This window comes from Saccharothrix ecbatanensis (genome assembly GCF_014205015.1).
Classification (GTDB): Bacteria; Actinomycetota; Actinomycetes; order Mycobacteriales; family Pseudonocardiaceae; genus Actinosynnema; species Actinosynnema ecbatanense.
In genome coordinates this window covers 5,805,437-5,831,355 of sequence record NZ_JACHMO010000001.1, presented here as the reverse complement: position 1 = coordinate 5,831,355, position 25,919 = coordinate 5,805,437, and the positions used below count along the sequence as shown (strand labels likewise).

Annotated in this window: 29 protein-coding genes; 23 read left to right on the top strand and 6 right to left on the bottom strand. The window is 71.6% G+C overall.

The window, feature by feature from the left end:
* Window positions 1–2: 2 nt before the first annotated feature.
* Both F4560_RS24605 and F4560_RS24600 read right to left on the bottom strand, forming a co-directional pair.
* Window positions 3–437 (bottom strand): ferritin-like domain-containing protein, encoded by a 435-nt coding sequence (locus tag F4560_RS24605; RefSeq protein ID WP_312869460.1) that lies wholly within the window; start codon window positions 435–437, stop codon window positions 3–5.
* Window positions 434–877 (bottom strand): hypothetical protein, encoded by a 444-nt coding sequence (locus F4560_RS24600; RefSeq protein WP_184923607.1) that lies wholly within the window; start codon window positions 875–877, stop codon window positions 434–436. The genes F4560_RS24605 and F4560_RS24600 overlap by 4 nt, the downstream gene beginning before the upstream one ends.
* A gap of 147 nt (window positions 878–1,024) precedes the next feature.
* Between F4560_RS24600 and rimP the strand changes: the two genes are divergently transcribed.
* The 20 genes from rimP to F4560_RS24500 all read left to right on the top strand — a co-directional run bounded on the left by rimP (window position 1,025) and on the right by F4560_RS24500 (window position 20,146).
* Window positions 1,025–1,549 (top strand): ribosome maturation factor RimP, encoded by a 525-nt coding sequence (gene rimP / locus F4560_RS24595; RefSeq protein WP_184923605.1) that lies wholly within the window; start codon window positions 1,025–1,027, stop codon window positions 1,547–1,549.
* The gene (nusA, locus tag F4560_RS24590) at window positions 1,546–2,568 is read left to right on the top strand and encodes a transcription termination factor NusA (protein ID WP_184923603.1); all 1,023 of its coding nucleotides are present in this window, start codon (window positions 1,546–1,548) and stop codon (window positions 2,566–2,568) included. The genes rimP and nusA overlap by 4 nt, the downstream gene beginning before the upstream one ends.
* On the top strand, window positions 2,507–2,935 hold the full coding sequence (locus F4560_RS24585) for a YlxR family protein (RefSeq protein ID WP_312869459.1): 429 nt from the start codon (window positions 2,507–2,509) through the stop codon (window positions 2,933–2,935). Before nusA ends, F4560_RS24585 begins: the two co-directional genes overlap by 62 nt.
* Window positions 2,936–3,023: 88 nt before the next feature.
* On the top strand, window positions 3,024–6,143 hold the full coding sequence (gene infB / locus F4560_RS24580; RefSeq protein ID WP_184923599.1) for a translation initiation factor IF-2: 3,120 nt from the start codon (window positions 3,024–3,026) through the stop codon (window positions 6,141–6,143).
* A 68-nt stretch (window positions 6,144–6,211) separates the two neighbouring features.
* A complete protein-coding gene (locus F4560_RS24575; RefSeq protein WP_184923598.1) occupies window positions 6,212–6,508 on the top strand; it encodes a DUF503 domain-containing protein in 297 nt (98 codons plus the stop codon).
* Window positions 6,509–6,533: 25 nt separating this feature from the next.
* Window positions 6,534–6,983 (top strand): 30S ribosome-binding factor RbfA, encoded by a 450-nt coding sequence (gene rbfA / locus F4560_RS24570; RefSeq protein ID WP_184923596.1) that lies wholly within the window; start codon window positions 6,534–6,536, stop codon window positions 6,981–6,983.
* A 42-nt stretch (window positions 6,984–7,025) separates the two neighbouring features.
* Window positions 7,026–8,033, top strand: coding sequence for a DHH family phosphoesterase (locus tag F4560_RS24565; protein WP_312869458.1), 1,008 nt, complete (start codon window positions 7,026–7,028; stop codon window positions 8,031–8,033).
* Between the two features lie 103 nt (window positions 8,034–8,136).
* Window positions 8,137–9,438, top strand: a complete 1,302-nt coding sequence (locus F4560_RS24560; protein WP_312869457.1) for an MATE family efflux transporter — start codon at window positions 8,137–8,139, stop codon at window positions 9,436–9,438.
* A gap of 84 nt (window positions 9,439–9,522) precedes the next feature.
* On the top strand, window positions 9,523–10,845 hold the full coding sequence (locus tag F4560_RS24555; protein WP_184923592.1) for an MFS transporter: 1,323 nt from the start codon (window positions 9,523–9,525) through the stop codon (window positions 10,843–10,845).
* Window positions 10,846–10,871: 26 nt separating this feature from the next.
* Complete coding sequence (gene truB / locus F4560_RS24550) at window positions 10,872–11,786, top strand: tRNA pseudouridine(55) synthase TruB (protein WP_184923590.1); 915 nt, start codon at window positions 10,872–10,874, stop codon at window positions 11,784–11,786.
* A gap of 17 nt (window positions 11,787–11,803) precedes the next feature.
* Window positions 11,804–12,148, top strand: coding sequence for a hypothetical protein (locus tag F4560_RS24545; RefSeq protein WP_184923588.1), 345 nt, complete (start codon window positions 11,804–11,806; stop codon window positions 12,146–12,148).
* A gap of 10 nt (window positions 12,149–12,158) precedes the next feature.
* Complete coding sequence (locus F4560_RS24540; RefSeq protein ID WP_184923586.1) at window positions 12,159–13,100, top strand: bifunctional riboflavin kinase/FAD synthetase; 942 nt, start codon at window positions 12,159–12,161, stop codon at window positions 13,098–13,100.
* 90 nt (window positions 13,101–13,190) lie between these two features.
* Window positions 13,191–13,673, top strand: coding sequence for a helix-turn-helix domain-containing protein (locus F4560_RS24535; RefSeq protein ID WP_184923584.1), 483 nt, complete (start codon window positions 13,191–13,193; stop codon window positions 13,671–13,673).
* 28 nt (window positions 13,674–13,701) lie between these two features.
* A complete protein-coding gene (locus tag F4560_RS24530) occupies window positions 13,702–14,148 on the top strand; it encodes a 2'-5' RNA ligase family protein (protein ID WP_184923581.1) in 447 nt (148 codons plus the stop codon).
* A gap of 138 nt (window positions 14,149–14,286) precedes the next feature.
* The gene (gene rpsO, locus F4560_RS24525; RefSeq protein ID WP_033437709.1) at window positions 14,287–14,556 is read left to right on the top strand and encodes a 30S ribosomal protein S15; all 270 of its coding nucleotides are present in this window, start codon (window positions 14,287–14,289) and stop codon (window positions 14,554–14,556) included.
* Window positions 14,557–14,775: 219 nt separating this feature from the next.
* Window positions 14,776–17,022: a polyribonucleotide nucleotidyltransferase gene (locus F4560_RS24520; RefSeq protein WP_246477878.1), complete on the top strand. Its 2,247-nt coding sequence runs from the start codon at window positions 14,776–14,778 to the stop codon at window positions 17,020–17,022.
* 95 nt (window positions 17,023–17,117) lie between these two features.
* Window positions 17,118–18,425: a M16 family metallopeptidase gene (locus F4560_RS24515; RefSeq protein WP_376775339.1), complete on the top strand. Its 1,308-nt coding sequence runs from the start codon at window positions 17,118–17,120 to the stop codon at window positions 18,423–18,425.
* Entirely contained in the window at window positions 18,422–19,183 is a 762-nt protein-coding gene (gene dapB / locus F4560_RS24510) for a 4-hydroxy-tetrahydrodipicolinate reductase (RefSeq protein WP_221483626.1), read from the top strand. Before F4560_RS24515 ends, dapB begins: the two co-directional genes overlap by 4 nt.
* A gap of 16 nt (window positions 19,184–19,199) precedes the next feature.
* Window positions 19,200–19,637, top strand: a complete 438-nt coding sequence (locus F4560_RS24505; RefSeq protein ID WP_184923575.1) for a tetratricopeptide repeat protein — start codon at window positions 19,200–19,202, stop codon at window positions 19,635–19,637.
* Between the two features lie 77 nt (window positions 19,638–19,714).
* The gene (locus F4560_RS24500) at window positions 19,715–20,146 is read left to right on the top strand and encodes a PRC-barrel domain-containing protein (protein ID WP_184923573.1); all 432 of its coding nucleotides are present in this window, start codon (window positions 19,715–19,717) and stop codon (window positions 20,144–20,146) included.
* Here F4560_RS24500 and F4560_RS24495 read toward each other — a convergent pair.
* Entirely contained in the window at window positions 20,094–20,594 is a 501-nt protein-coding gene (locus F4560_RS24495) for a YqaA family protein (RefSeq protein WP_184923571.1), read from the bottom strand. The two genes, F4560_RS24500 and F4560_RS24495, sit on opposite strands and share 53 nt — an antisense overlap.
* Before the next feature lie 22 nt (window positions 20,595–20,616).
* Window positions 20,617–21,168 carry a GNAT family N-acetyltransferase gene (locus F4560_RS24490; protein WP_184923569.1) on the bottom strand — a complete coding sequence of 184 codons (552 nt, stop codon included), beginning with the start codon at window positions 21,166–21,168 and terminating at the stop codon, window positions 20,617–20,619.
* A 63-nt stretch (window positions 21,169–21,231) separates the two neighbouring features.
* On the opposite strand from F4560_RS24490, the gene F4560_RS24485 reads away from it, so the two are divergent.
* Window positions 21,232–22,092, top strand: a complete 861-nt coding sequence (locus F4560_RS24485) for an EamA family transporter (protein ID WP_184923567.1) — start codon at window positions 21,232–21,234, stop codon at window positions 22,090–22,092.
* A 44-nt stretch (window positions 22,093–22,136) separates the two neighbouring features.
* Window positions 22,137–23,348 (top strand): winged helix-turn-helix domain-containing protein, encoded by a 1,212-nt coding sequence (locus F4560_RS24480; RefSeq protein WP_184929364.1) that lies wholly within the window; start codon window positions 22,137–22,139, stop codon window positions 23,346–23,348.
* Between the two features lie 212 nt (window positions 23,349–23,560).
* Here F4560_RS24480 and F4560_RS24475 read toward each other — a convergent pair whose 3' ends face one another.
* A complete protein-coding gene (locus F4560_RS24475; protein WP_312869456.1) occupies window positions 23,561–24,445 on the bottom strand; it encodes a DUF4097 family beta strand repeat-containing protein in 885 nt (294 codons plus the stop codon).
* 12 nt (window positions 24,446–24,457) lie between these two features.
* The gene (locus tag F4560_RS24470) at window positions 24,458–24,997 is read right to left on the bottom strand and encodes a toxin-antitoxin system HicB family antitoxin (protein ID WP_184923563.1); all 540 of its coding nucleotides are present in this window, start codon (window positions 24,995–24,997) and stop codon (window positions 24,458–24,460) included.
* 164 nt (window positions 24,998–25,161) lie between these two features.
* Between F4560_RS24470 and thyX the strand changes: the two genes are divergently transcribed.
* A complete protein-coding gene (gene thyX / locus F4560_RS24465) occupies window positions 25,162–25,914 on the top strand; it encodes an FAD-dependent thymidylate synthase (protein WP_033437719.1) in 753 nt (250 codons plus the stop codon).
* The last annotated feature ends 5 nt before the right edge of the window (window positions 25,915–25,919 follow it).

Sequence of the window (25,919 nt, the reverse complement as noted above, 5' to 3'; positions counted from 1 at the left end):
CGTCAGCCGACGCCGGCGCCCGGGAACGGGATCGACGCCGGCGTCAGCCCGGCCGCCTTGCGCCACCGGGTCGCCCGCACCGCCGCCACGGTCAACGCGTCCAGCGCCGACGTCCGCAGCGTCCCGTCCTCGGTCCGCTCCAGCACCCCGCGCCAGGCCACGCACGCGTCCGTCTCCACCGAGACCAGCGCCGCGATAGCCGACGCCGCGCTGTCCACCGGCTGGGGCGCGAGGTAGGCCGCCGCCGGTGGCTGTGGAGTGGCCCCGGCGTCCCGCAGCCACCGCTCCGTCACGTCCCGCCGCGCCCGGTGCGCGTTCGCGCCGTCGGCCACCGCCGCCACCTGCTGCGGCACCGAGATGAACGCGCTGACCAGCCCGTACGTCCACACCGCCGCGTGCTCGGCGCGCAGCGCCTCCTGCATCGACTCCACGCTCACGACAACGCCTCCACCAGGCTCGCGCACCCGGCCGCCACCGAGGCGACCAGTCCCACCCGGTACGACTGCGTCGACGCCACCAGGTCACCCGCCTGCTTCTGCGCCGCCTGCAACGCGGGCACCAGAGCCTCCCGTGACGCGCCCGGCGGCGGAGCCACCGAAGCCGACGTCGTCGGCGGAACCGACGACCCGGGCACCCGCGGTGTCGCCCGGTCCACCTCAGCCTGGAGTTTCGCGGCGTGCTCGGCCCGCGCCGCGGCCGTCTCCGGCGCGCCGACGGCCGTCGCCAGCGCGGCGTCCGACAGCGCCGTCTTCACCAGCTCCGACAGCGGGTCCGGCGGGGGTGGCGGGGGCGGGGGTGTGGTGCACGCGACTGCCAGCGGCGCGATGGCCGCCGCCAGCAGCACTCCGCGCCTGCTGAACGCCGTTCTTCCGGTCACGTGTGCCGATCCTGCCAGAGCCGCGCCCTCGCCCGTGGCACGTGGGACCTCGCCGAAAGGGATAGTCTGGGCGACCACGGCCGGCGAAGTGCAGCGTCGGTCGGGGTTGCCGTGCCCTCTGCACTCGAAAAGACTTGGAGTCACCACGTGTCCAGCCCGCCGCGCGGAGAACTCGCCGCGCAGCTAGCACCCGTCGTGCGAGAAGAGGTCGAGGCACTCGGCTTCGACCTCGAGCTGCTCGACGTGAACCAGGCTGGGCGTCGCAGGCTGGTCAAGGTGGTCGTGGACGGCGACGACGGCATCACGTCGGACGAGCTGGCGATGGTCGGCCGAGCCGTGTCCGCCGCGCTCGACGCCCACGAGCACCTGATCGCGGGGTCGTACACGCTCGAGGTCACCTCGCCCGGCGCGGACCGCCCGCTGACCAAACCGCGCCACTGGAAGCGCAACCGACTGCGGCTGGTGAAGGTCAAGCAGCCGGATCAGGTCGAGTGGTTCGGCCGGGTCGGCGAGGCCGACGACGCCGGAGTCGTGCTGCTGGTCAAGGGCGAGCTGCGCCGCGTCGAGTACAAGACGATCGAGCGCGCCGTCGTCGAAGTCGAGTTCAAGCAGCCGCCGGTCGACGAGCTCGCGCTCCTCGAAGGCAAGCACCTGAAGGAGGAGTCGGAGTGAACGTCGACATCGCCGCTCTAAGGGCGATCGAACGGGACAAGGACATCCCCTTCGACACGGTTCTCGAAGCCATCGAGACCGCCCTGCTGACCGCCTACAAGCACACCGAGGGCCACCACTCGCACTCGCGGGTGGAGATCGACCGCAAGACCGGCGCGGTGCGGGTCCTCGCGCAGGACCTGAACCCGGACGGCTCCGTGCTGGAGGAGTGGGACGACACCCCGGAGGGGTTCGGCCGCATCGCCGCCACCACCGCCCGGCAGGTCATCCTCCAGCGCCTGCGCGACGCCGAGCACGAGCGCACGTTCGGCGAGTTCTCCGCCAAGGAGGGCGAGATCATCGGCGGCGTGGTGCAGCGCGACGCCCGCGCGAACGCCCGCGGCATGGTCGTGGTGCAGATCGGTGACACCGAAGGCGTGCTGCCGCCCGCCGAGCAGGTGCCCGGCGAGTCCTACGAGCACGGCTCACGGCTCAAGTGCTACGTCGTGGGCGTGTCCCGCGGCACCCGCGGCCCGCAGATCACGCTGTCGCGCACCCACCCCAACCTGGTGCGCAGGCTGTTCGCCCTCGAAGTGCCCGAGATCGCGGACGGCACCGTCGAGATCCCCGCGGTGGCACGTGAGGCAGGTCACCGCTCGAAAATCGCGGTGCGCACCACGGTGCCCGGCGTCAACGCCAAGGGCGCGTGCATCGGCCCGATGGGCGCCCGGGTGCGGAACGTGATGAGCGAGCTGGCCGGCGAGAAGATCGACATCATCGACCACTCCGACGACCCCGCCACGTTCGTCGGGAATGCCCTGTCACCGGCGAAGGTTGTCTCTGTCAAGGTGCTCGACGAACGCGCCAAGACGGCCCGGGTCGTGGTGCCGGACTTCCAGCTCTCCCTCGCCATCGGCAAGGAGGGCCAGAACGCCCGGCTCGCCGCCCGGCTCACCGGCTGGCGCATCGACATCCGCAGTGACGCGGAGGCCGGCGGGTCCGCTCCGGCGGGCGCGGCGACATCCGGTTCGGCCGACTAGGCAACAGGGGATAGACTTCTCAGTGGTTCAACGTCGGGGATCGGAATTCGCGCACATCGGCCCGGTTCGTACGTGCATAGGGTGCCGCGCTCGGACGTTGCCCTCCGAGCTGCTGCGCGTGGTGGTCGTGGGCGGGACTGTGGTCCCGGACACGCGTCGACGGTTGGCCGGTAGGGGAGCATGGCTGCACCCCGATCCGGACTGCCTCCGCAACGCCGAGAAGCGACGGGCGTTCCCCCGGGCCTTCAGGGTCCAGGGGTCGCTCGACGTCGAAGGCGTGCGCGTTCACCTCGCGCAGTGTGGGAAGGAGGTCGCGGGATCGCCCCGTGACCAGCAGGAAGCAAGGAAGCAGGTCGACCCGTCATGAGTCAGCCGTGAAGCTGAAGACATGAACGCGCGACGTTAAGACGAGGTCGACGGGACTTGCCCGCCGGCCTCCCTCACAGAGGAGTGCAGTGGCAGGTAAGGCCCGCGTGCACGAGCTCGCCAAAGAGCTCGGTGTCACGAGTAAAGAACTACTGACGAAGCTCGCCGATCAGGGCGAATACGTGAAGTCCGCGTCCAGCACCGTCGAGGCCCCCGTGGCCCGGCGGCTTCGTGACGCCTACGCCAAGAGCGACGGCAAGGCCAAGCCGGCGGGCGCCCGCCCGGCGGCCCCGAAGCCCGCGCCCTCGGCCGAGACCAAGAGCGAGACGACGACCCCGCGCCCGCCGGCACCCGCCGGCAAGCCCGGTCCGCGTCCGATGCCCGGCCCGAAGCCGATGGCGCCGAAGCCCCCGGCCCCGAAGCCCGCCGCCACGCCGGAACCGGCCGCCCCGGCCGCTGCTCCCCAGCAGCAGCCGCAGGCGCCCGCCCCGGCCGCCGCGTCGACTCCGGCCCCGGCTCCCGCTCCGGCTCCGGCCGCCGCGCCTCAGCAGCAGCCGCAGCAGGCACCCCAGCAGGCGCCGAAGACGAGTGGCCCCGGCCCGCGTCCCGGCCCCCGCGTGGCGCCCCCGCCGCAGCAGCAGCCCGCGGCAGCTCAGAACACCCCCCCGTCCGTGGTCCCGCCGCGCCCGCAGTCTCCCAAGCCTGCCGGTCCGCGGCCCCCGCGTCCGGGCAACAACCCCTTCGGTGTCGGCGGTGGCGCACCCGCGCCGCGTCCGCAGGCACCGCGTCCGGCCACGCCCGGCGGCGGCGAGCGCCCCTCCGGTCCCAAGCCCGCTGACTCGCGTCCGGCCGGCCCCCGTCCGGGTGGCTCCGGCGGCGGTCCCGGCGGTCCTCGTCCCAACCCCGGCAGCATGCCGCCCCGGCCGAACCCGGGCATGATGCCCGGTCGTCCCGCGCCCCGCCCTGGTGGCGGCGGCGGTGGCGGCGGTCGTGGTCCCGGCGGCCCCGGTGGCGGCGGCGGTGGCCGCGGTCCTGGTGGCGGCGGCGGTGGCGGCGGCGGTCGTCCCGGTGGCGGCGGCGGCGCTGGTGGCGGCTTCCGCCCCGGTGGCGGCGGCGGTGGCGGTGGCGGCGCCGGTGGCGGCTTCCGTCCTGGTGGCGGCGGTGGCGGCGGCGGTGGCTTCCGCCCCGGCGGCGGTGGCGGCGGTGGCGGTGGCGCACCGGCCGGTGGTGGTGGCGGTTTCCGCGGTCGTCCCGGTGGCGGTGGCGGTCCCGGTGGACGCGGCGGCGCCGCGGGCGCCTTCGGCCGTCCAGGTGGTCCGGCGCGTCGTGGCCGCAAGTCGAAGCGGCAGAAGCGCCAGGAGTACATGGACAACATGCAGGCGCCTTCGGTCGGCGGTGTCCGTCTGCCCAAGGGCAACGGCGAGTCGATCCGCCTGCCGCGTGGCGCTTCGCTGACCGACTTCGCCGACAAGATCAACGCCAACCCGGCTTCGCTGGTGCAGGTGTTGTTCCACCTCGGCGAGATGGTCACCGCGACGCAGTCGGTGTCCGACGAGATCCTGGAGCTGCTCGGCTCCGAGATGAACTACAACGTGCAGGTCGTGTCCCCCGAGGAGGAGGACCGCGAGCTGCTCGGCACGTTCGACATCACCTACGGCGACGACGCCGGCGGCGAGGAGGACCTGCAGATCCGTCCGCCGGTCGTGACCGTCATGGGCCACGTCGACCACGGTAAGACGCGACTGCTGGACACCATCCGCACCGCGAAGGTGGCCGAGGGCGAAGCGGGTGGCATCACCCAGCACATCGGCGCCTACCAGGTGAACACGGAGCTCGAAGGCAACGAGCGCCTCATCACGTTCATCGACACCCCGGGTCACGAGGCGTTCACCGCCATGCGTGCGCGTGGTGCGAACTCGACCGACATCGCGGTCATCGTGGTGGCGGCCGACGACGGCGTGATGCCGCAGACGGTGGAAGCGATCAACCACGCCCAGGCGGCCAACGCGCCGATCGTGGTCGCGGTGAACAAGATCGACAAGGAGGGGGCCAACCCCGCCAAGATCCGTCAGCAGCTCACCGAGTACGGGCTGGTCGCCGAGGAGTATGGCGGCGAGACCATGTTCGTCGACATCTCGGCGAAGCAGGGCATCAACATCGACGGCCTGCTGGAAGCGATCCTGCTGACCGCCGACGCGTCGCTCGACCTCCGCGCCAACCCGGAGATGGAGGCGCAGGGCGTCGCCATCGAGGCTCACCTGGACCGCGGTCGCGGTCCGGTGGCCACGGTGCTGGTGCAGCGCGGTTCGCTCCGCGTCGGTGACTCGATCGTGGCGGGCGCCGCCTACGGTCGCGTGCGCCGCATGGTCGACGAGCACGGCGCGGACATCACGGTGGCGACCCCGTCGCGCCCGGTGCAGGTCATCGGCCTCACCTCGGTGCCCGGCGCGGGTGACACGTTCCTCGTGGTCGAGGAGGACCGGGTGGCCCGGCAGATCGCCGAGCGCCGCCAGGCCCGCAACCGCAACGCGATGAACGCCGCGAAGCGCAAGCGCGTCAGCCTGGAGGACCTGGACGCCGCGCTGAAGGAGACGAGCGCTCTCACCCTGATCATCAAGGGCGACAACTCGGGTACCGTCGAGGCCCTCGAGGACGCGCTCATGAAGATCGAGGTCGGCGACGACGTCGAGCTCCGCGTCATCCACCGTGGCGTCGGTGGCATCACCGAAGGCGACATCAACCTCGCCGTCGCGGGTAGCGCCATCGTCCTGGGCTTCAACGTCCGGGCCGAGGGCAAGGCCACCGAACTCGCCAACCGCGAGGGCGTTGACGTCCGCTACTACACGGTGATCTACCAGGCGATCGACGAGATCGAGCAGGCCCTCAAGGGCATGCTCAAGCCGGAGTACGAAGAGGTCCAGCTGGGACGCGCGGAGATCCGCGACGTCTTCAAGTCCTCCAAGGTCGGCACGATCGCGGGTTGCCTCGTGATGTCGGGCGAGATCCGGCGCAACGCCCGGGCCCGCCTGCTGCGCGACAACAACGTCGTGCAGGAGAACCTGCCGATCAGCTCGCTGCGCCGGTTCAAGGACGACGCGACCGAGGTCCGCGAGGGCTTCGAGTGTGGTCTGACGCTCGGCAACTACAGCGACCTGAAGGTCGGCGACATCATCGAGACGTTCGAGATGCGCGAGAAGCCGCGCGCCTGATCGTCTTCAGCCAGGTGCGGGGCCGTCCTGGTGGCGGCCCCGCACCCTTGAACACCTGGTGATCATCTGTGTTCGTGGGTGCCCTTGAGCTGGACGTGCTGCTCGGCGACGTCCACTCGTTGAAGCAGAAACGGTCCGTGGTGCGGCCCATCGTGGCCGAGTTGCGGCGCAAGTTCGAGGTGTCCGTCGCCGAGGCGGGCCACCTTGACCTGCACCGCCGTGCCCTGATCGGAGTGGCGGCCGTAGCGGCCGACGCCGAGCATGTGAGGGACGTCATGGCCGCCTGCGAGCGGCTGGTGGCCGGACGGCCCGAACTGGAACTTCTCTCCGCCCGCCACCGGATGGTCGGGCCGGAGGACGACTAGCAACTGACGACAGGAGGGGAGCGCCGTGGCCGACCAGGCACGGGCTCGCAAGCTCGCCAAGCGGATCTCGCAGATCGTGGCTTCCGCGTTGGAGCACGAGGTGAAGGACCCCCGGCTGGCCCGCGTGACCATCACCGACACGAGGGTGACCGGCGACCTGCACGACGCCACGATCTACTACACCGTGCTCGGCGAGAAGCTGGACTCCGAGCCGGACCTCGCGGGCGCGGCGGCGGCGTTGGAGAGCGCCAAGGGCGTGCTGCGCACGATGGTCGGCCAGCAGACCGGTGTCCGGTTCACGCCGACCCTGGCGTTCGTCACCGACAACGTGCCGCAGGAGGCACGTCGGATGGACGAGCTGCTGGCCAAGGCGCGGGAGTTGGACGCCGAGGTGGCCCGGATCGCGCACGGTGCGCAGCCGGCGGGCGAGCCCGACCCGTACAAGGCGCCGCGCGAAGCCGAGGACGCGGACTAGCGTCCGAGCGGACTGGCGTCGTGGCCGACTAGCGTTCTTGTCGTGCACAACGACCCGAGCTCGTCCGACGACCTGGCCGCCGACCTCGCCGAGGCCGCCCACGTCCTGTCCACTGCCGCCGACGTCACGCTGTTGGCGCACGTGAACCCCGACGCGGACGCGTTGGGCAGTGCGCTGGCGCTGGGGTTGGCCCTGCACCGCCGCGGGGCGGTGGTCCGGGTGTCGTTCGGCGCGCCGGACGACGTGCCGGAGACCTTGCGGAGCCTGGACGTGGCGGGCCTGCTGGTGCCCGCGTCGGAGGTGCCCGCCGCGCCGCCCGTGCTGGTGGCGTTGGACACGGGCAGTGTCGAGCGGCTCGGGCCGTTGGCCGATCGGGTGTCCACCGCCGGTGTGGTCGTGGTGTTGGACCACCACGTGTCGAACCCCCGGTTCGGGCACGTGAACGTGGTGGACGACCGGGCCGAGGCGACCGCGATCGTGGTGCTGCGGCTGCTGGACGAGCTGGGCGTGGAGCTGGACGAGCCGGTGGCTCGGTCCGTGTACGCGGGTCTGGTGACGGACACGCGGTCGTTCCGGCACGCGTCGGCGTCGACGCACGAGGTGGCCGCGAGGCTGCTGGCGGCAGGCGTGGACGGCGAGGCGGTGGCCCGGCCGTTGATGGACTGTCACCCGTTCGGGTATCTCAGCATGTTGGCGAAGGTGCTCGGCCGGGCGTGCCTGGAGCCGGAGGCCGCCGGCGGGCTGGGTTTCGTGCACGCGGTGGTGACGTTGGAGGACGCCTCCGGGCTGCGGCCCGAGGAGGTGGAGAGCGTGGTCGACCTGGTGCGCACCACGGCCGAGGCCGAGGTGGCGGCGGTGCTCAAGGAGCTGCGGCCGTCGTCGTGGTCCGTGTCGTTGCGCGCGGTGAGCCGGGTGGACGTGCGTGAGGTGGCGCAGCTCTTGGGTGGCGGTGGCCACCGGATGGCCGCCGGTTTCACCGCGAGTGGCCCGGCCGACAAGGTCCTCGCCGACCTGCGCGCCGCCCTGAGCACCGTGGCCGCGTCGTCCTGAGCGTTGAATTCAGGGGTCCTGAACGTAGGACACGGTTGTTCTGAACGTAGGACTCACGGGTCCTGAACGTAGGACTCGCGCGTTCTGAACGTTGGGGGTTCGGGTGGAGGAGCGGGTTTCGGCGCGGCGGGTGTTCGGGCTGGCGGCGCCGGCGCTGGTGGTGTTGGCGGCCGAGCCGCTGTACGTGCTGGTGGACACGGCCGTGGTGGGGCACCTCGGTGGGTTGCCGCTGGCCGGGCTGGCGTTGGGCGGCGTGCTGTTCACGCAGGTCGCGACGCAGCTGACGTTCCTGTCCTACGGCACCACGGCGCGCACCGCACGGCTGTTCGGCGCGGGCCGCCGGCAGGAGGCCGTGGAGGAGGGCGTGCAGGCGACGTGGCTGGCGCTGGCCGTCGGCGCGGTCGTGATCCTGCTGGGGCAACTGCTGGCCGGACCCGCCGCGCGGCTGCTGGCCGGTGAGGGCGAGGTCGCGGACAACGCCGTCTCCTGGCTGCGCATCGCGCTGTTCGGCGCGCCGTTCGTGCTGGTCACGATGGCCGGCAACGGCTGGATGCGCGGTGTGCAGGACACCCGTCGGCCACTGCGGTACGTGCTCATCGGCAACGCCATCTCGGCCGTTCTGTGCCCGATCCTGGTCCACGGCGCGCACTGGGGCCTGGAGGGCTCGGCCATCGCCAACGTGATCGCGCAGGCGCTGTCGGCCGGGTTGTTCCTCAAGGCGTTCCGCGCCGAGCGGGTGAGCCCGCGGCCGGACCACCACCGGATGCGCGCCCAGCTCGGCCTCGGCCGGGACCTGGTGCTGCGCAGCCTCGCGTTCCAGGCCTGCTTCCTGTCCGCCGCCTCCGTGGCCGCACGCACGTCGGTCGGCGCGCTCGGCGCGCACCAGGTCGTGTTGCAGCTGTGGACGTTCCTCGCGCTGCTGCTGGACTCGCTCGCCATCGCCGCCCAGTCGATCATCGGCGCGGCGCTCGGCGCGGAACGGCGGGAGCAGGCTCGCCGGTTCGCCTGGCAGGTCACCGGGTACGGGCTGTGGTTCGGCGTGCTGCTCGGCGTGATCTTCGCGGCGCTGTCCGGCCCGCTGCCCCTGCTGTTCACGAACGACCGTGCCGTGCTGGACGAGATCCCGCACGCCTGGTGGTTCTTCGTGGCGTTGCAGCCGATCGCGGGCGTGGTGTTCGCGCTGGACGGTGTGCTGCTCGGCGCGGGTGACGCGAAGTTCCTGCGCACGGCGACGCTGGCCTCGGCGGCGTTCGGGTTCCTGCCGTTGGTGTGGGCGTCTTACGCGTTCGGCTGGGGGCTGGTCGGCATCTGGAGCGGACTCTCCGCGTTCATGGTGTTGCGGCTGGTCCTGGTGTTGCTGAGGACCCGGTCGGGCGAGTGGGCGAGGGTCGGCGCGGTGTGGTGAGCGGCACCCCGGGAATTGTTAACAATAGGCAACTGTTTCTCGATACTGGGAGTGCCGCCGTACGGAAGACCTAGGAGAACCGCCTTGCCGGTCGATCGCGCCACCAAGAAAGCGTGGCTGATCTGGTCAACCGCCGTCATCGTCTACATCGCCGCCCTGTTCCACCGGACCTCGCTGGGCGTGGCCAGCCTGGAGGCCGGCGACCGCTTCTCCGTCGGACCGGCAGCGCTGGGCACGTTCACCGTGCTCCAGATCGGCCTTTACGCGCTGATGCAGATCCCCACCGGCCTGCTGGTGGACCGCTTCGGCCCGCGCCGCGTGCTGACCGCCGCCGCCCTGCTCATGGGCGCCGGCCAGGTCATGTTCGCGCTCGCCGAGTCCTACCCCCTCGGCCTGGCCGCACGCGCCGTGCTCGGCATCGGCGACGCCATGACGTGGGTCAGCGTGCTGCGCCTCGCCGCCGCCCACTTCCCGCCACGCCGGTTCACCCTGGTCATGACGCTGTCGGCCGCGCTGGGCGGCGCGGGCAACATGGTCGCCACGGTGCCGTTGACGCTGCTGCTGGACAACGTCGGCTGGACGGTGACGTTCCTGATCGCGGGTCTGGGGACGGCGCTGTACGCGGCGGTGGTCGCGTGGCGGGTGCGCGAGGTGCCGGACGGCGTGCCGCAGCCGGTGGTCGAACCGGTGCCGCTGCGCGCGGTGGGGGCGAAGGTCAAGGACGCGTGGGGTGAGCCGAGCACGCGGCTCGGGTTCTGGCTGCACTTCACGTCGATGTCCGCGCCCGCGATGCTCGGCCTGCTGTGGGGGTTCCCGTACCTGGTCGAGGCGCAGGGCCTGTCGAGCACCTCGGCGTCCGCCGTGCTGAGCATGTTGGTGCTGGTGGGGATGGTGGCCGGGCCGGTGCTGGGCACGGTGATCGGCGCCCGGCCGGTGTGGCGGATGCCGATCGTCGGCACGTACCTGGGCGTGGCGATGCTGTGCTGGGTGGTGCTCCTGGGCTGGCCGGGCGGCGTGCTGCCGACGCCCGCGCTGTACGTGCTGTTCGCGGTGCTGGCGGTGGGCAACCCGGTGTCCGGCGTGGCGTTCGCGCTGGTGCGCGACTACAACCCGCTGCACCGGGTGAGCACGGCGACCGGCGTGGCCAACGTCGGCGGGTTCGCCGCGATCACGTTCACCGCGCTGGTCGTGGGCGTGGTGCTGGACGTGGTCGAGCCCTTCGTGGCCGCGCCGAACGCGTACCGGCTCGCGTTCCTGTCCGTGGTCGTGGTGCTGCTGGTCGGCGTGTGGCGCACGGTCGTGTGGTGGCGTCGGGCGCGTGCCGCGGTGTTCGCCGCGGAGGACCGGGGCGAGGCCGTGCCGGTGCAGCTGCGGCGCCGGCGTTGGGACGTGTTCGCGGACGCCTAGGCGGGCGAGGCTTAGGATCCCCGGCTGTGTCCGCAACTTCTCCCGCCCGTCCTGCCAAGCCGACCGTTCCGCCGGGTCTCGTCGTGATCGACAAGCCCGACGGCATGACCTCGCACGACGTGGTGGCCCGAGTCCGTCGCATCCTCGGCACCCGCAAGGTCGGGCACGCGGGCACGCTCGATCCGATGGCCACCGGCGTGCTGGTGCTCGGCATCGAGCGGGCCACGAAGCTCCTGGGCCACCTGGCGCTGGACAGCAAGGCGTACCTGTCGACCATCCGCCTCGGCTCCGCCACGACGACCGACGACGCCGAGGGCGAGGTGCTGTCGACGGCCGACGCGTCCGAAGTGGACGAGGACGCGATCCGGGCCGGTGTGGCGAAGCTGACCGGGCCGATCGAGCAGGTGCCCAGCGCGGTGAGCGCGGTGAAGATCGACGGCAAGCGCGCGTACGCCAGGGTCCGGGCCGGTGAGGTGGTGGACATCCCGGCGCGACCGGTGACCGTGCACCGCTTCGACGTGCTGTCGATCCGCCGTGAGGGCGACGCCACCGAACTCGACGTGATGGTGGAGTGCTCGTCCGGGACGTACGTGCGCGCGCTGGCCCGTGACCTGGGCGCGGACCTGGGCGTCGGCGGTCACCTGGCGGCCCTGCGCCGCACCCGCGTCGGCCCGTTCGACCTGCGCGTGGCCAAGACCCTGGAGCAGCTGGAAGCCGCGCCCGGCCTGTCGCTGGACCTCGACGCCGCCGTGTCCACCGCGTTCCCCCGCCGTGAGATCGCGCCGGGCGAGGCGGTTGCCCTGTCGCACGGCCAGCGCCTGGCCGCCGGTGGGCTGGACGGCACGTACGGCGTCTTCGGCCCGGACGGCCACGTGGTGGCGTTGGCCAAGGACGAGGGGCCGATCGCCAAGCCGTTGGTGGTACTCAACTCCGCCGGCTGAGCCCTACGGTGGAAGCCATGGCGGGATGGGTGTGGCCGGCCGCTGCCGGCGTGGTGACCTCGGCGACAGGCGTGGCGATCAACCTGGCCACGGACGTCGGCGCGAGTCCGTGGGCCTGGGTGGCGGTCGTGCTCCTCACCGCCGTGGGCGTGGTCGTCGCCGTGCGCCTGCAACCGGCCACACCGCAGGCGCCCACCCTCGCTGTGAACAACACCACCAACAACACCACGAACAACACCACCGTGAACAACAGCATCACCGGCGCCCTGAGCGGCGACGTGGTGCAGACCGTGCAGTCCGGCCCGGCCGGTCCGATCAGCCTCGACTCCCAGGCCGGCCGGGACGTCCGGCGCAACCCGTAGGCTTGCCCGCGTGCAACGCTGGCGAGGGCTGGAACACCTACCGGGCGGCTGGGGCCGCTGCGTCGTGACCATCGGTGTGTTCGACGGTGTGCACCGCGGGCACCAGGCGTTGATCGACCGGGCGGTGCGGCTGGCCGAGGAGCGGGGCGTGCCGTGCGTCCTGATCACCTTCGACCCGCACCCGTCCGAAGTGGTCCGTCCGGGCAGCCACCCGGCGCAGCTGACCAGCCTGCACCGGCGGGCCGAGCTGGTCGAGGGCCTGGGCGTGGACGTCTTCTGCGTGATCCCGTTCACGGCCGAGGTGGCGCGCACGCCGGCCGACGAGTTCGCGCACGAGGTGCTGGTCGACCGGCTGCACGTGGCGGCCGTGGTGGTGGGGGAGAACTTCACGTTCGGCCACAAGGCCGCGGGGAACGTGGAGCTGCTGCGCGCGCTGGGCAAGCGGTTCGGCTTCGTGACCGAAGGGGCGGATCTCGTGACCGACGACGGGGTGACGTACTCGTCCACCTACATCCGGGCGTGCATCGACGCGGGCGACGTGTCGGCCGCCGCGCACGCGCTCGGCCGGCCGCACCGGCTGGAGGGCATCGTGGTGCGGGGCGACGGGCGCGGCAAGGAACTGGGCTTCCCCACGGCCAACCTGTCCACCCCGCGGTTCGCCGCCGTGCCCGCGGACGGTGTGTACGCGTGCTGGTTCGTGCACGGCTCCGGCCGCCGCCTCAAGGCCGCGGTGAGCGTGGGCACCAACCCGACGTTCTCCGGCCGGGAACGGCGGGTCGAGGCGTTCGTGCTGGACGTGGACGAGGACTTCTACGGCCAGCGCGTGGCGCTGGACTTCGTGGACCGGCTGCGCGACATGGAGAAGTTCGACGGCGTCGAGCCGCTGCTGGAGCAGATGCACCGCGACGTGGCCGTGGCCCGCGAACTCCTGGCGGACCCGGACGAAGCCTGACGAGTGGACCAGGTGGGTGGAACCGCCCGTGCGACACCCGGCGACCTGGCAGGATGCCTTTCACGTCGTCGGGTCAGGGGAGAGGCGAAGGTGGAGGACCACAACATCGTCCAGCGCAATCTCGCGTTGCAGCGGGAGTGGTACGGCGAGCCCCTGGGCGACCGGGTGCGCCGGCTGGTGGTCGCGTTCGGCGTTTCCCAGGCGCAGCTGGCGGATGTGCTCGGGATCAGCGCCCCCATGCTGAGCCAGGTGATGAGCGGTCGCCGGGCCAAGATCGGCAACCCCTCCGTGCTGGCCCGGATGATCATGCTGGAGCGCAAGGTCCTCACCCCGGACGTGGCCGGTGGCAGCCCCGAGGCGTTGCAACGCGCGCTGGACGACGTGCGGCAGTCGAAACCGACCGTGAGCCGCGAGTCACTGCCCGTCAACGGTGTGGACGAGGAGGCCGTGTTCCCGTTCCTGCGCCGCCTGGCCGACCGCCGCGAGCTGTCGCAGGCCGCCGACGTGCTGGGCGAGGACTTCCCGGCGCTGGCGGAGCTGCTGCGCCGCGCGGGCAAGGGCCGCGAGGCCTGAGCGCCCGCCTCACGGACAGCGCCGGCACGTGAGCCTGTTCTCCGCGATCTTCCCGCCCGACGACGTCGTCGAGGAGCTGCACGACGCGCTCCGCCCGTTCCGCGCGGCGTACCCGCGGCTGCGCTGGCTGCACCCGGCCCGCTGGCACCTCACCGTCCGGTTCTTCGGCCAGGTCGAGCCCGTCGACCCGCTCGCCGGCCTGGACCGGGTGGCCGCGCCGGTGCTGCGGCTGCACGGCAGCGGCACGTTCCGGCAGGTGCTCTGGATCGGAGTGGACGGTGCGCTGGCCGAACTCGGCGAGGCGGCCCACGTGCCGCCGGACTGGCACCCGCACCTGACGGTCGCCCGCGGCGGTGTGCTGCCGCACGTGGAGTTCACCGGTCGTGAGTGGACGGCCACGGAGGTCGCGCTGGTCCGCAGCCGTCCGGCGGAGGGCTACACGGTGCTCGACAGAGTGCCCCTGAGGTGCCCTTGAGCACGTCAAACGCGTAGGGCACGACCACTGCTGGTAACCTCGACAGTTGGGTCTGGCTGCGGTCCGTGGCGGCCTGTACCGACTACCCCGCTCTCGCGGGGCCGCACGGCACTCACCAGTACAAGGAGTAACAAGCACGTGGCACTGACCACCGAGCAGAAGAAGACCATCCTCACCGAGTACGGCGTCCACGACACGGACACCGGTTCGGCCGAGGCCCAGGTCGCGCTGCTGAGCAAGCGCATCGCCGACCTGACCGAGCACCTCAAGATGCACAAGCACGACCACCACTCGCGTCGTGGGCTGCTCCTGCTGGTCGGCCGGCGTCGCCGGCTGCTGAACTACCTGGCCAAGGTGGACATCCAGCGCTACCGCGCCCTCATCGGACGGCTCGGCCTGCGCAGGTGATACGAGCCGAGGGGGAGTGACCACCAGGTCACTCCCCCTCGGTGTAATCGACAACAAAGACGAGGGAAGCACGCGCGGCGCACGGGACGACAGTTCGCCGGTCCTCGGTAGTGGCCCCCTGGTACGAAACCCAGGGGACTTCGATCGAAGACCGGCCTCGTCCGAACCGCGATCCCGCGCCCTGAGCGCGATGTGACCCGCATGACGAGGAGTACCTATATGACGACGGACATCGAGGTCCACGAGACTTCAGCCGTGATCGACAACGGTCGGTTCGGCACCCGCACCATCCGCTTCGAGACCGGTCGCCTGGCCCGCCAGGCGGCGGGCTCGGTCGTCGCCTACCTGGACGACGAGACGATGCTGCTGTCGGCGACGACGGCGTCGAAGCACCCCAAGGAGCACTTCGACTTCTTCCCCCTCACGGTGGACGTCGAGGAGCGCATGTACGCGGCGGGCCGCATCCCCGGCTCGTTCTTCCGCCGCGAGGGCCGCCCGTCGACCGACGCGATCCTGACCTGTCGCCTCATCGACCGGCCGCTGCGCCCGTCCTTCGTGGACGGTCTGCGCAACGAGATCCAGGTCGTCATCACGGTGATGAGCCTGAACCCGCAGGACCTGTACGACGTGGTGGCGATCAACGCCGCGTCCGCGTCCACGCAGCTCGCGGGCCTGCCGTTCTCCGGCCCCATCGGCGGCGTCCGGGTGGCGCTCATCGAGGGCCAGTGGGTGGCGTTCCCGACCCACGAGCAGCTGGAGAAGGCCGTGTTCGACATGGTCGTCGCCGGCCGTGTCGTCGGTGACGACGTCGCGATCATGATGGTCGAGGCCGAGGCCACCGAGAACGTCATCGACCTGATCGGCGAGGGCGCCCCGGCGCCCACCGAAGAGGTCGTGGCGGCGGGCCTGGAGGCGTCCAAGCCGTTCATCAAGGCCCTGTGCGACGCGCAGGCGCAGCTGGCGCAGGTCGCCGCGAAGGCCACCGGCGACTTCCCGACGTACCCGGCCTACCAGCCCGACGCCTTCGAGGCCGTCGAGCAGGCCGCGTCCGGCGAGCTGGCCCAGGCGATGAGCATCGGCGGCAAGCAGGAGCGCGAGTCCCGCATCGACGAGATCAAGGCGTCGGTGCTGGAGAAGCTGGCCGAGCAGTTCGAGGGCCGCGAGAAGGAGGTCGGCGCCGCGTTCCGCTCGCTGACCAAGAAGCTCGTCCGCCAGCGCATCCTGCGCGACAAGGTGCGCATCGACGGCCGCGGCCTCACCGAGATCCGGTCGCTGTCGGCCGAGGTCGAGCTGATCCCGCGGGCGCACGGCTCGGCGCTGTTCGAGCGCGGCGAGACCCAGATCCTGGGTGTCACCACGCTGAACATGCTGCGCATGGAACAGCAGATCGACTCGCTGTCCCCCGAGACGCACAAGCGCTACCTGCACCACTACAACTTCCCGCCGTTCTCCACCGGTGAGACCGGCCGCGTTGGCTCGCCCAAGCGCCGCGAGATCGGCCACGGCGCGCTGGCCGAGCGGGCGTTGATGCCCGTGCTGCCCAAGCGCGAGGAGTTCCCCTACGCGATCCGCCAGGTGTCCGAGGCGCTGAGCTCCAACGGCTCGACGTCCATGGGCTCGGTCTGCGCGTCCACGATGTCGCTGCTCAACGCCGGCGTGCCGCTGAAGGCGCCGGTCTCGGGCATCGCCATGGGCCTGGTGTCCGACGAGGTCGACGGCAAGACGGAGTACGTCGCGCTGACCGACATCCTCGGCGCCGAGGACGCGTTCGGCGACATGGACTTCAAGGTCGCCGGCACCAAGGAGTTCGTCACCGCGCTCCAGCTCGACACCAAGCTGGACGGCATCCCGTCCGAGGTCCTGGGCGCTGCCCTGGGCCAGGCGCGGGACGCGCGGCTGACCATCCTGGAGGTCATGGCCGAGGCCATCGACAGCCCGGACGAGATGAGCCCGTTCGCGCCGCGCGTGACGTCGGTCAAGATCCCGACCGACAAGATCGGCGAGGTCATCGGCCCGAAGGGCAAGATGATCAACTCGATCACCGAGCAGACCGGCGCCGACATCTCCATCGAGGACGACGGCACGATCTACGTCGGCGCGGCGGACGGCCCGTCGGCCGAGGCCGCGATCGACATGATCAACGCCATCGCGAACCCGCAGCTGCCGAAGGTCGGCGAGCGCTTCCTGGGCACCGTGGTGAAGACCGCGGCGTTCGGCGCGTTCGTGTCCCTGCTCCCGGGCAAGGACGGCCTGATCCACATCTCGAAGCTGGGCAACGGCAAGCGCATCAACAAGGTCGAGGACGTCGTCAACGTCGGCGACAAGCTCCGCGTCGAGATCGCGGACATCGACCAGCGCGGCAAGATCAGCCTCGTGCTGGTCAACGACGACGCGGAGCAGGCCCCGGCCGGCGACGCGCCCGCGCAGGACACCGCACCCGCCGAGGCCGAGGCCAACGCGCAGTGACGACTGGCGTCAACGGGACGGCCGCGAGTGCTTCGAGCACTCGCGGCCGTCCGCTTACGCGGAGGCTCGGACACCTCCAGAAGCCCGGCAGCACGGTGTCGCTGGAACGCGATGACGCGGGTGTCGCCGTGCGCCGCAGCCTGCTGCCGTCGGGCCTGCGGGTCATCACCGAGCGCATCCCCGGCGTGCGGTCCGCGTCCGTCGGGCTGTGGGTGCAGGTCGGGTCGCGCGACGAGCGGGTCGAGGTCGCGGGCGCCGCGCACTACCTGGAACACCTGCTGTTCAAGGGCACCGCGAACCGCACCGCGGCGGCGATCGCCGAGGAGATCGACGCGGTCGGCGGCGAGCTGAACGCGTTCACCGCCAAGGAGCACACCTGCTACTACGCGCACGTCCTCGACGAGGACCTGCCGTTGGCGATGGACCTGGTGTGCGACGTGGTGTTCGACGCGCTGTGCGAGCCGCGCGACTTCGAGACCGAGCGCGGCGTGGTGCTCGAAGAGATCGCCATGCGCGACGACGACCCGGAAGACCTGCTGCACGACGCGTTCCTCGACGCCCTGCTGGGCGAGCACGTGCTCGGACGGCCGGTGCTGGGCACCGAGCAGTCCATCGGGGACATGGAGCGCGACGCGCTGTTCGGCTTCTACAAGAAGCGCTACACGTTGCCGCGGATGGTGCTCGCGGTCGCGGGCAACATCGACCACACGCAGGTGATGCGCCTGGTGCGCAAGCAGATCGGCGACCGGCTGGACCGCGTCGGCACGCCCGTCGCCCCGCGCGCCGGCCGGGCCCGCATCCCCGGCTCGCGCAAGCTGGTGCTGCACACCGACGACACCGAGCAGGCGCACCTGATGCTGGGCGTGCGCGGGCTGGACCGGCACGACGAGCGCCGGTTCGCGTTGAACGTGCTGAACGCCGCCCTGGGCGGTGGCATGAGCTCGCGGCTGTTCCAGGAAGTCCGGGAACGGCGTGGCCTCGCGTACCAGGTGTACTCGTCCGTCGGGCTCTACGCGGACGCGGGCACGCTGTCGGTGTACGCGGGCTGCCAGCCGGACCGGCTCGGCGACGTGGCCGGTGTGATCCGCGATGTGCTGTCCACAGTGGCCCGTGACGGGCTGGGCGACGCGGAGGTGGCACGCGGCAAGGGTCAGCTGCGCGGCGGGCTCGTGCTGGGCCTCGAGGACACCAGCTCCCGGATGTCGCGCATCGGCAAGGGCGAGCTGAACTACGGCGACTACCTGTCCGTCGAGCAGACCCTGGCGCGCATCGACGAGGTCACTCCGGAGGAGGTCGCGGCGTTGGCTCGCGACTTGCTGCGACGCCCCGTCGCCGCCGCCGTGGTCGGCCCTTACGCTCACGCCGACGATCTGCCGTCCCAGGTGCACGAGGTGATCTCTTGACTACCCAGGCCGAACCACTCCGCGTAGGCGTCATCGGCGCCAGGGGCCGCATGGGCGCCGAGGTGTGCCGCACGGTCGAGGCCGCGCCGGACATGGAAGTCGTCGCGATGGTCGACGCGGGCGACTGGCTCTTCAACCTGGCCGACGCCGGGGCCCAGGTCGTGGTCGACTTCACCAGCCCCGACGTGGTGATGGACAACATCCGGTTCTGCGTGGACAACGACATCCACGCCGTCGTCGGCACCTCCGGGTTCGACGCGCAGCGGCTGGGCACGGTCGCGGAGTGGCTGGCGCCGAAGCCGGAGCTGGGCGTGCTGATCGCGCCGAACTTCGCCATCGGCGCGGTGCTGTCCATGAGGTTCGCCGAGCTGGCCGCCCCGTACTACGAGTCGGTCGAGGTCATCGAGCTGCACCACCCGCGCAAGGTGGACGCGCCCTCGGGCACCGCCGCGCACACCGCCCGGCTCATCTCCCAGGCGCGTGAGGCGGCGGGCGTCGACCCGATGCCGGACGCGACGACCCAGGAGGCTCCCGGCGCGCGTGGGACGCTCGTGGGCGACGTGCGGGTGCACTCGCTGCGACTGGCCGGGCTGATCGCGCACCAGGAGGTCGTGTTCGGCACGGAGGGCGAGACGCTGACGCTCCGGCACGACTCGCTGGACCGCAAGTCGTTCATGCCGGGCGTGCTGCTGGCCGTGCGGTCGATCGCCAAGCACCCCGGCCTGTCCGTCGGCCTCGACAAGTACATGGACCTCTAGGTCCGGTGAGAGTTCGGTGAGCACCCGCACGGTCGCGTTCCTGATCACCGCCGCGTTGGCGGTGTACTTCGTGCTGCTCGGCGGCCGGGCCGTGGTGCTGATGGGCACCGGCGACCCGGTCGGCATCGGCCTGGGCATCGGCGTGCTGGTGCTGCCGCTGATCGGCGCGTGGGTCGCGTGGACGAACCTGAGGTTCGGCTTCACCACCGAGCGGATGGCCCGGCAGCTCGACGCGGAAGGTGGCCTGCTGGACACCTCCGAGCTGCCGCGCCGTCCGTCCGGGCGGGTGGACCGGGAGGCCGCCGACGCGTGGTTCGACGAGCGCCGGGCCGACGTGGAGTCGCGCCCGGAGGACTGGCGGGCGTGGTTCCTGCTGGCCCAGGCGTACGACCTGGCCGGCGACCGGAGCCGGGCCCGCGACACCATGCGGAAGGCCATCGCCCTGTACGGCTGAGCCGCCTATCGGGTGTGTGTCACACGACCGGGTGGTTCGAGGTGCGGCTCTCCGGGCGGCCGGGTAGCCGGTTGAGCATGGATCGCGCTGCGGTGGACCGCCTCTACGACTGTGACGTGCTCGATCGGCACGGCCGGCCCATCGGACCGGTCGCCGAACTGTGGCTGGCGGACGGCCGTCCGCTCTGGGCCGCGGTGCGCAAGGACGGCGGGGTCGCCCTGGTGCCGATCCGCGGCGCCCAGGTGCGCGACCGGAGGCTCGTGGTGCCGGTGGACAAGCGTGAGGTCGACGACGCGCCCAGGGTCGGCGGGCCGGAGCTGTCCGAAGCCGAGCAGGTCGAGTTGCACGACCACTACGGCTTGAGGGTGCCCGAGCAGCGCCTGGTGCGCCACGAACGCGGCGGCCCGTCCACAAGTGCCCCGTCGGCCGGCGGCACGTCCGCTGGAGGCGCTGGGGTCAGTGCAGCCACCAGCCGGCCACCGCGGCGGGCGACGCGGCGAGCACGCTGAACCGCGCGAACCGGCCGACCATGCCGGTGGAGATGAACAGCCAGGACGACATGCCCGCCAGACCCGCCAGCACGGTGGTGAACATGAACGGCGGCAGGCCGACGACCGAGCTGACCGCGTGCGTGCCGAACATCCAGTGCGGGTGCCGCTGACAGCGCAGGCGCACCCACTCCATCCGCGTCTTCCACTTCTGCCGCCACGGCGACAGCGGCTTGGCCTGCTTCTCCTTGCGCTTCAGGAACGCCGGCAGGTGCAGCGAACCGCGTGCGGCGAGGAAGTACAGCATCTTGCCCAGCACCTGGCCCAAGGCCACCACGAGCCCGATCCACCACCACGAGATGCCCGGCTGCTGGGTTACCAGGCCGATCACGAAGATCTCGATGCTGATCAGAGGGAGCAGCGCGGAGCCGAACGCGATGCCGAACGTGAGGCACAACCACCCGAGCACCCGGCCGAGGCTACCCGTGCGGTCAGGTCGCCAGTAGTAGTGCCAACCCCCCGGTTACCCTTATTTCGCGCAACGGCCGCCCACCGGCGTCCAGGGTGCGCACCGTGCCGTCCGGCTCCCACTCGGCCTTGCCGTAGAAGCCGATCGAGGCCTTGTCCGCCTCCGGCACCCACGCGATACCCCTCGTCGCGCCCGCTTCACGCAGGTGTTCGGTGGCCGTGGCGAGCAGCCTCCCGCCGTGCCCACGCCGTCCCCAGCGCGGCTCCACGAGCACGCTGACCAGCGCCGTCGTCTCGGCGTCCGCGGGCAGGGAGCCGTCCGCGTGGGCCACTTCGTCCTCGGGGGCCTTCCCGGCGACGCAGAACCCGACCGTCCACCCGCCCTCGACGGCGACGAACACCTGACCGCGCTCGACCGCCTCGGACCACGTCCGGGCGGTCTCGTCGACGTCGATCGCCTGGAGGACTTCGGCGGGCACGAGCTCTTCGTAGGCGGTCCGCCAGGTGTCTCGGTGGATGCGGGCGATCTCCGCCACGTCGTCGGGTCGCGCGGTGCGCACTGTGGCGTCGGCCATGTCTGAACCCTAGCGGCGGAAATCCGCGTGATTCGCGGGGTGCCGCGTGACAGCGTCTGCGACGTGCGTTGGGCAGCGTTGGGCGTCGTGTACGTGGTGTGGGGTTCCACCTATCTGGCCATCAGGTTCACCATCGAGTCGATGCCACCGCTGCTGTCGGGCGGATCGCGGTTCTTGATCGCCGGTGCGGTGCTGGCGCTGCTGGTGGCGTGGCGGGGCAGCCTGCGGATGACGCGGCGGCAGTTCGGCTCGGCGGTGCTGCTGGGGTTGCTGCTGCCGGCCTGGGGCAACGGGCTGGTGGTGCTGGCCGAGCAGTCCGTGGCGTCCGGGTTGGCGGCGCTGCTGGTGGCGTCCGTGCCGCTGCACGTCGTGCTGATGCGGCGGTTCACCGGGGAACGCCCGCCGCCGGTGACGTACGCGGGCGTGGCCCTCGGTCTCGTCGGGTTGGGCGTGCTGGTGCTGAACGACGTGGGCGAGTCGTCGTGGTGGGGGCCGTGGGTGGTGCTGCTGGCGGCGTTCGGGTGGGCGCTCGGGTCGTTCCTGAGCTCCCGGCTGGACACGCCCGCGAACCCGTTCGCGTTGTCGGCGGTGGAGATGCTGGCCGGCGGGGCGGCGTTGACGGTGGTCGGCCTGGTCGCCGGTGAGCGGGTGTCGTTCGACGCGATCACGACGTCGTCGTGGGTGGCGTGGGGGTACCTGGTGGTGTTCGGGTCGCTGCTCGCGTTCAGCTCGTACGTGTACGTGCTGGGGCAATTGCCGGTGTCGACCGTGGCGACCTACGCGTACGTGAACCCGGTGATCGCAGTGGTGCTCGGCGTGTGGCTGGCGGACGAGCGGTTCGGGGTGTTCCAGCTGTTCGGAGGCCTGCTGGTGGTGCTGGCAGTGCTCCTGGTCGTGCGGGCGGAGCGGAAATGTCGTACCTGAGTGGGAGTATCCCTGCCGTGCAGAACACGAGCACCGTGCAGAAGATGAGCGCCGACGTCGCCCGACGCATCGCACTCGGCGCCCAGGGTTTCGCCGACCCCCGGCCCGCCGCCGCGCCCACCCGCCGGCACCTGCTGAAGGTGCTGTCCCGGGTGCGGTTGTTGCAGCTGGACTCGGTGAACGTGGCCGTCCGCGCGCACTACATGCCGTTGTTCAGCAGATTAGGCGCGTATGCGCCGTCGTTGCTGGACGAGGCGGCGTGGTCGCACAGCGCGCGCCGGCCCCGGCTGCTGGTGGAGTCCTGGGCGCACGAGGCGAGCCTGGTGCCGGTGGAGGACTGGCCGCTGTTCCACTCCGGGGCGAAGCGCGACGGCTGGTGGAAGAACTACACCGAGATCACCGAGCGCTCGCCGCAGCTCGTGGACGACATCCTGGCGGTGGTGAAGGAGCTGGGGCCGATCGGGGCCGGTGCGATCGAGAAGGCGCTGGCCGGCGGCGGGCAGCGGGCCAAGGAGCACTGGGGCTGGAACTGGTCCGAGGTCAAGAAGGTGTGCGAGTACCTGTTCGGCGCGGGCGTGCTGACGACGGGGTCGCGGCGCAGCTTCGAGCGGCTGTACGACCTGAGCGAGCGCGTGCTGCCGCCGGAGGTGCTGGCCCGGCGGCTGTCGATCTCGGCCGAGGAGGGCTCACGGGAGCTCGTGGCCCGTGCGGCGACGGCCTTGGGCGTGGCGACGGAGCCGGACCTGCGCGACTACTACCGCCTCCAGCCGGCGCGCAGTCGGCAGGCCGTGGCGGAGCTGGTCGAGGAGGGGGTGCTGGAGCCCGTCGAGGTGCAGGGCTGGGGCGTGCCCGCGTACCGGCACGTCGAGGCCCGCGTGCCGCGCCGGATCACCGGGCGGGCGCTGCTGTGCCCGTTCGACCCCCTGATCTGGGAACGGGACCGGACGGAACGGATCTTCGACTTCTTCTACCGGATCGAGATCTACGTGCCGGCGGCGAAGCGGGTGCACGGGTACTACGTCTTCCCGTTCCTGCTGGACGGGGAGCTGGTGGGCCGGGTCGACCTGAAGGCGGACCGCGCCGCGGGCGTGCTCCGCGTGCAGGGCGCGTACTCGGAACCCACCGCGGACATCGGCCGGGTCGCGGTCGAACTGGCCGCCGAACTGCGTCACATGGCCGACTGGCTGGAACTGGACACCGTCGAGGTGATGCCTCGCGGCGACCTCGCGCCCACCCTCAAGGCCGTGGCTCGCTGACGGCCGTAGCTCGCTGACGGGCGGGGCTCCGGTGAAGGCAGGGCTCGTTGGCAGCCAGTGGCTCGCTGAGAGGCAGGGCCACTGACAGGCGGGCCTCGCTGACAGGCGGGCCTCGCTGACAGGCAGCGGCTCGCTGTCGGGCAGCGCCCCGCTAACACGCCGGCTGAAGCACCGCGGCGCGCGCATCGGGGGTGCGCACGCCGCGGCTGGTCTCAACTTGTCGCCGTCGTCACCAGCGCGCTGCCGCTGCCGGTCCGACCGGTGATGAAGAGGGACGCCTCGCCCTCGGGCGGGGTGTCCGAGACGGCCAGCTCACTGCGCGCCGACCCGGAGCTGGACACCAGGTCGACCTGCGCCGCCACCCCCGGCCGCACGCCCACCCGGACGTCACCCGAGCCGGTGCCCATCTGGATCCGCCCGGACGCCGCGTCGGCCACCGTGACGTCACCGCTGCCCGTCCGCACCTGCACGTCGTTCTGCACGGCGCCGAGCCACACGTGCCCGGTGCCGGTGTAGAGCACGGTGTTCCCGCCGATCGACGACACCTCGATGTCGCCGCTCCCGGTCTTCGCCCGCAGCCCGCCCAGCATCGGCCCGAGCCTCAACTTGCCGGAACCAGAGTTGACCTGCGACGACGCGTCCGCACGGTCCACCGTGACGTCACCCGTGCCGGTCTGGATCTCCAACCGCCCGGCGGCCCCCGTCACGGTCACGTCCGCCGCGCCCGCCTTGGCGATCACGTGCGACCCGACCGGCGCCCGCACGGTGACGTCCAACGGCACCGCGCGCAACGGCAGCGCCTTGGACGACTGCACCTTCAGCCGGGTGCCGGACATCTCGACCCGGGCGTCCCGAACGGCCTCCGCCGGACCGGCCGGCTGCGCGCCCCCGTTGCCGAACTGGTCGTTCACCCAGGTCAGCAGGCCGGACAGGCCCGCCGTCCACGACTCGCCCTGCGACGCGTCGTGCTTCACCTCGACGTGCACCCCCGGCTCGTCCACCAGGTGCACCCGCACCCGGCCGGCGAGCAGCGCGACGTCGATCTCGACCACACCGTCGACGTCGAAGCTCTGCTGACGCACTACATCCGTTTCCATGGTCATCCCCCCTCAGCCCTGCACCCAGCCGCGGACGCGTGAGGACGACGAGCCGCCGTCCCCCTGGTCCTTCGGCGGACCCCAGTGCTTGTGGCCACCACCGTGACCGCCACCGTGACCGCCCCGGCGCCCGCCGACCGCGCCCTGCACGGCCTGCGCCACGAATGTGTTCAGCGACATGCCCTGTGACGCGGCGGCCTGTTCCGCCTTGGCCTTCAGCTCGTCCAGCAGCCGCAGGGTGACGCGCGTGGCGTCACCGGCGGAGGGCCGGGGAACTTCCTGTGGCTCGGGTTCGTGTTCTTCCCGAGCGGCCGTGCCGGTGACGACCACCTGCACGTCCCGTCCGTCCAACCGCACGTCGACGACGGGGCCGTCGAGGGCCGCGGTGACCTCCGCGGCCAGGTCGGACAGTGCGTTCATGAGCGCGAGCCGCGCGGCGGGCTCCAAGGCTGCGGACAGCAGGGCCGCGGTGCGCCGGGTGTTGTCGTCCCCGGCGGACGCGGCCGTCGCGAGGTCCTCGCGCAGTGCTGCGATGTACGGCGACAGATCCATGACACCACCATGACGCCAAAACTGACATTAGTCAAGGAAGTCGTGGTGTCGCCATGACGGCACACAGGGCGGCGCGAGGCTGACGGAGGGCCGGCACGGCGAACGGACGCGCGCCGGTCGACCGAACAGAGGCGCTCGCGGCAGCTTCGGTTAGGGTTCGGGCCATGGCTGAGACGGTGGCGCCTAAGGTGCAGTTGATCGCGAAGACGGAGTTCTTCCCCCCGGACGGCGTCCCGTGGTCCACCGACGCCGACGGCGGCGAGGCGCTCGCCGAGTTCGCGGGCCGCGCCTGCTACCAGTCGTGGACCAAGCCGAACCCGGCCACCGCCACGAACGCCGGCTACATCAAGCACATCATCGAGGTCGGCCACCTCTCGGTGCTGGAGCACGGCTCGGTCACCTTCTACATGACCGGCATCTCCCGCTCCCTGACGCACGAGCTGATCCGGCACCGCCACTTCTCGTACTCGCAGCTGTCCCAGCGGTACGTGCCCGAGCGCAACGCCGCCATGGTCGAGCCGGACGTCATCGCGAACGACCCGGAGCTGCACGAGAAGTTCCTCGCCGCCGCGCAGGCGAGCGTCGACGCGTACAACGAGCTGCTGAAGGGCCTGGAGGAGAAGTTCTCCGACGTCCCCAGCGCCACGCTGCGGCGCAAGCAGGCCCGTCAGGCGGCCCGCGCGATCCTCCCCAACGCCACCGAGACCCGCATCGTGGTGACGGGCAACTACCGCGCGTGGCGGCACTTCATCGCCATGCGCGCCACCGAGCACGCCGACGTGGAGATCCGCGCCCTGGCCGTGGAGTGCCTGCGCCAGCTCCAGAAGGCGGCGGCCAACGTGTTCGCCGACTTCGCCATCTCCACCCTGTCCGACGGCACCGAGGTCGCCTCCAGCCCGCTGGTCACCGAAGGCTGACGGCC

What these genes read in the sequence shown, in the direction of transcription:
- F4560_RS24545 (WP_184923588.1), top strand. Translation starts at nt 11,804, where the DNA reads ATGGCGGGATGGGTGTGGCCGGCCGCTGCCGGCGTGGTGACCTCGGCG.
- F4560_RS24520 (WP_246477878.1), top strand. Translation starts at nt 14,776, where the DNA reads ATGACGACGGACATCGAGGTCCACGAGACTTCAGCCGTGATCGACAAC.
- F4560_RS24500 (WP_184923573.1), top strand. Translation starts at nt 19,715, where the DNA reads ATGGATCGCGCTGCGGTGGACCGCCTCTACGACTGTGACGTGCTCGAT.
- F4560_RS24490 (WP_184923569.1), bottom strand. Translation starts at nt 21,168, where the DNA reads ATGGCCGACGCCACAGTGCGCACCGCGCGACCCGACGACGTGGCGGAG.
- F4560_RS24480 (WP_184929364.1), top strand. Translation starts at nt 22,137, where the DNA reads ATGAGCGCCGACGTCGCCCGACGCATCGCACTCGGCGCCCAGGGTTTC.
- F4560_RS24475 (WP_312869456.1), bottom strand. Translation starts at nt 24,445, where the DNA reads ATGGAAACGGATGTAGTGCGTCAGCAGAGCTTCGACGTCGACGGTGTG.
- F4560_RS24470 (WP_184923563.1), bottom strand. Translation starts at nt 24,997, where the DNA reads ATGGATCTGTCGCCGTACATCGCAGCACTGCGCGAGGACCTCGCGACG.
- thyX (WP_033437719.1), top strand. Translation starts at nt 25,162, where the DNA reads ATGGCTGAGACGGTGGCGCCTAAGGTGCAGTTGATCGCGAAGACGGAG.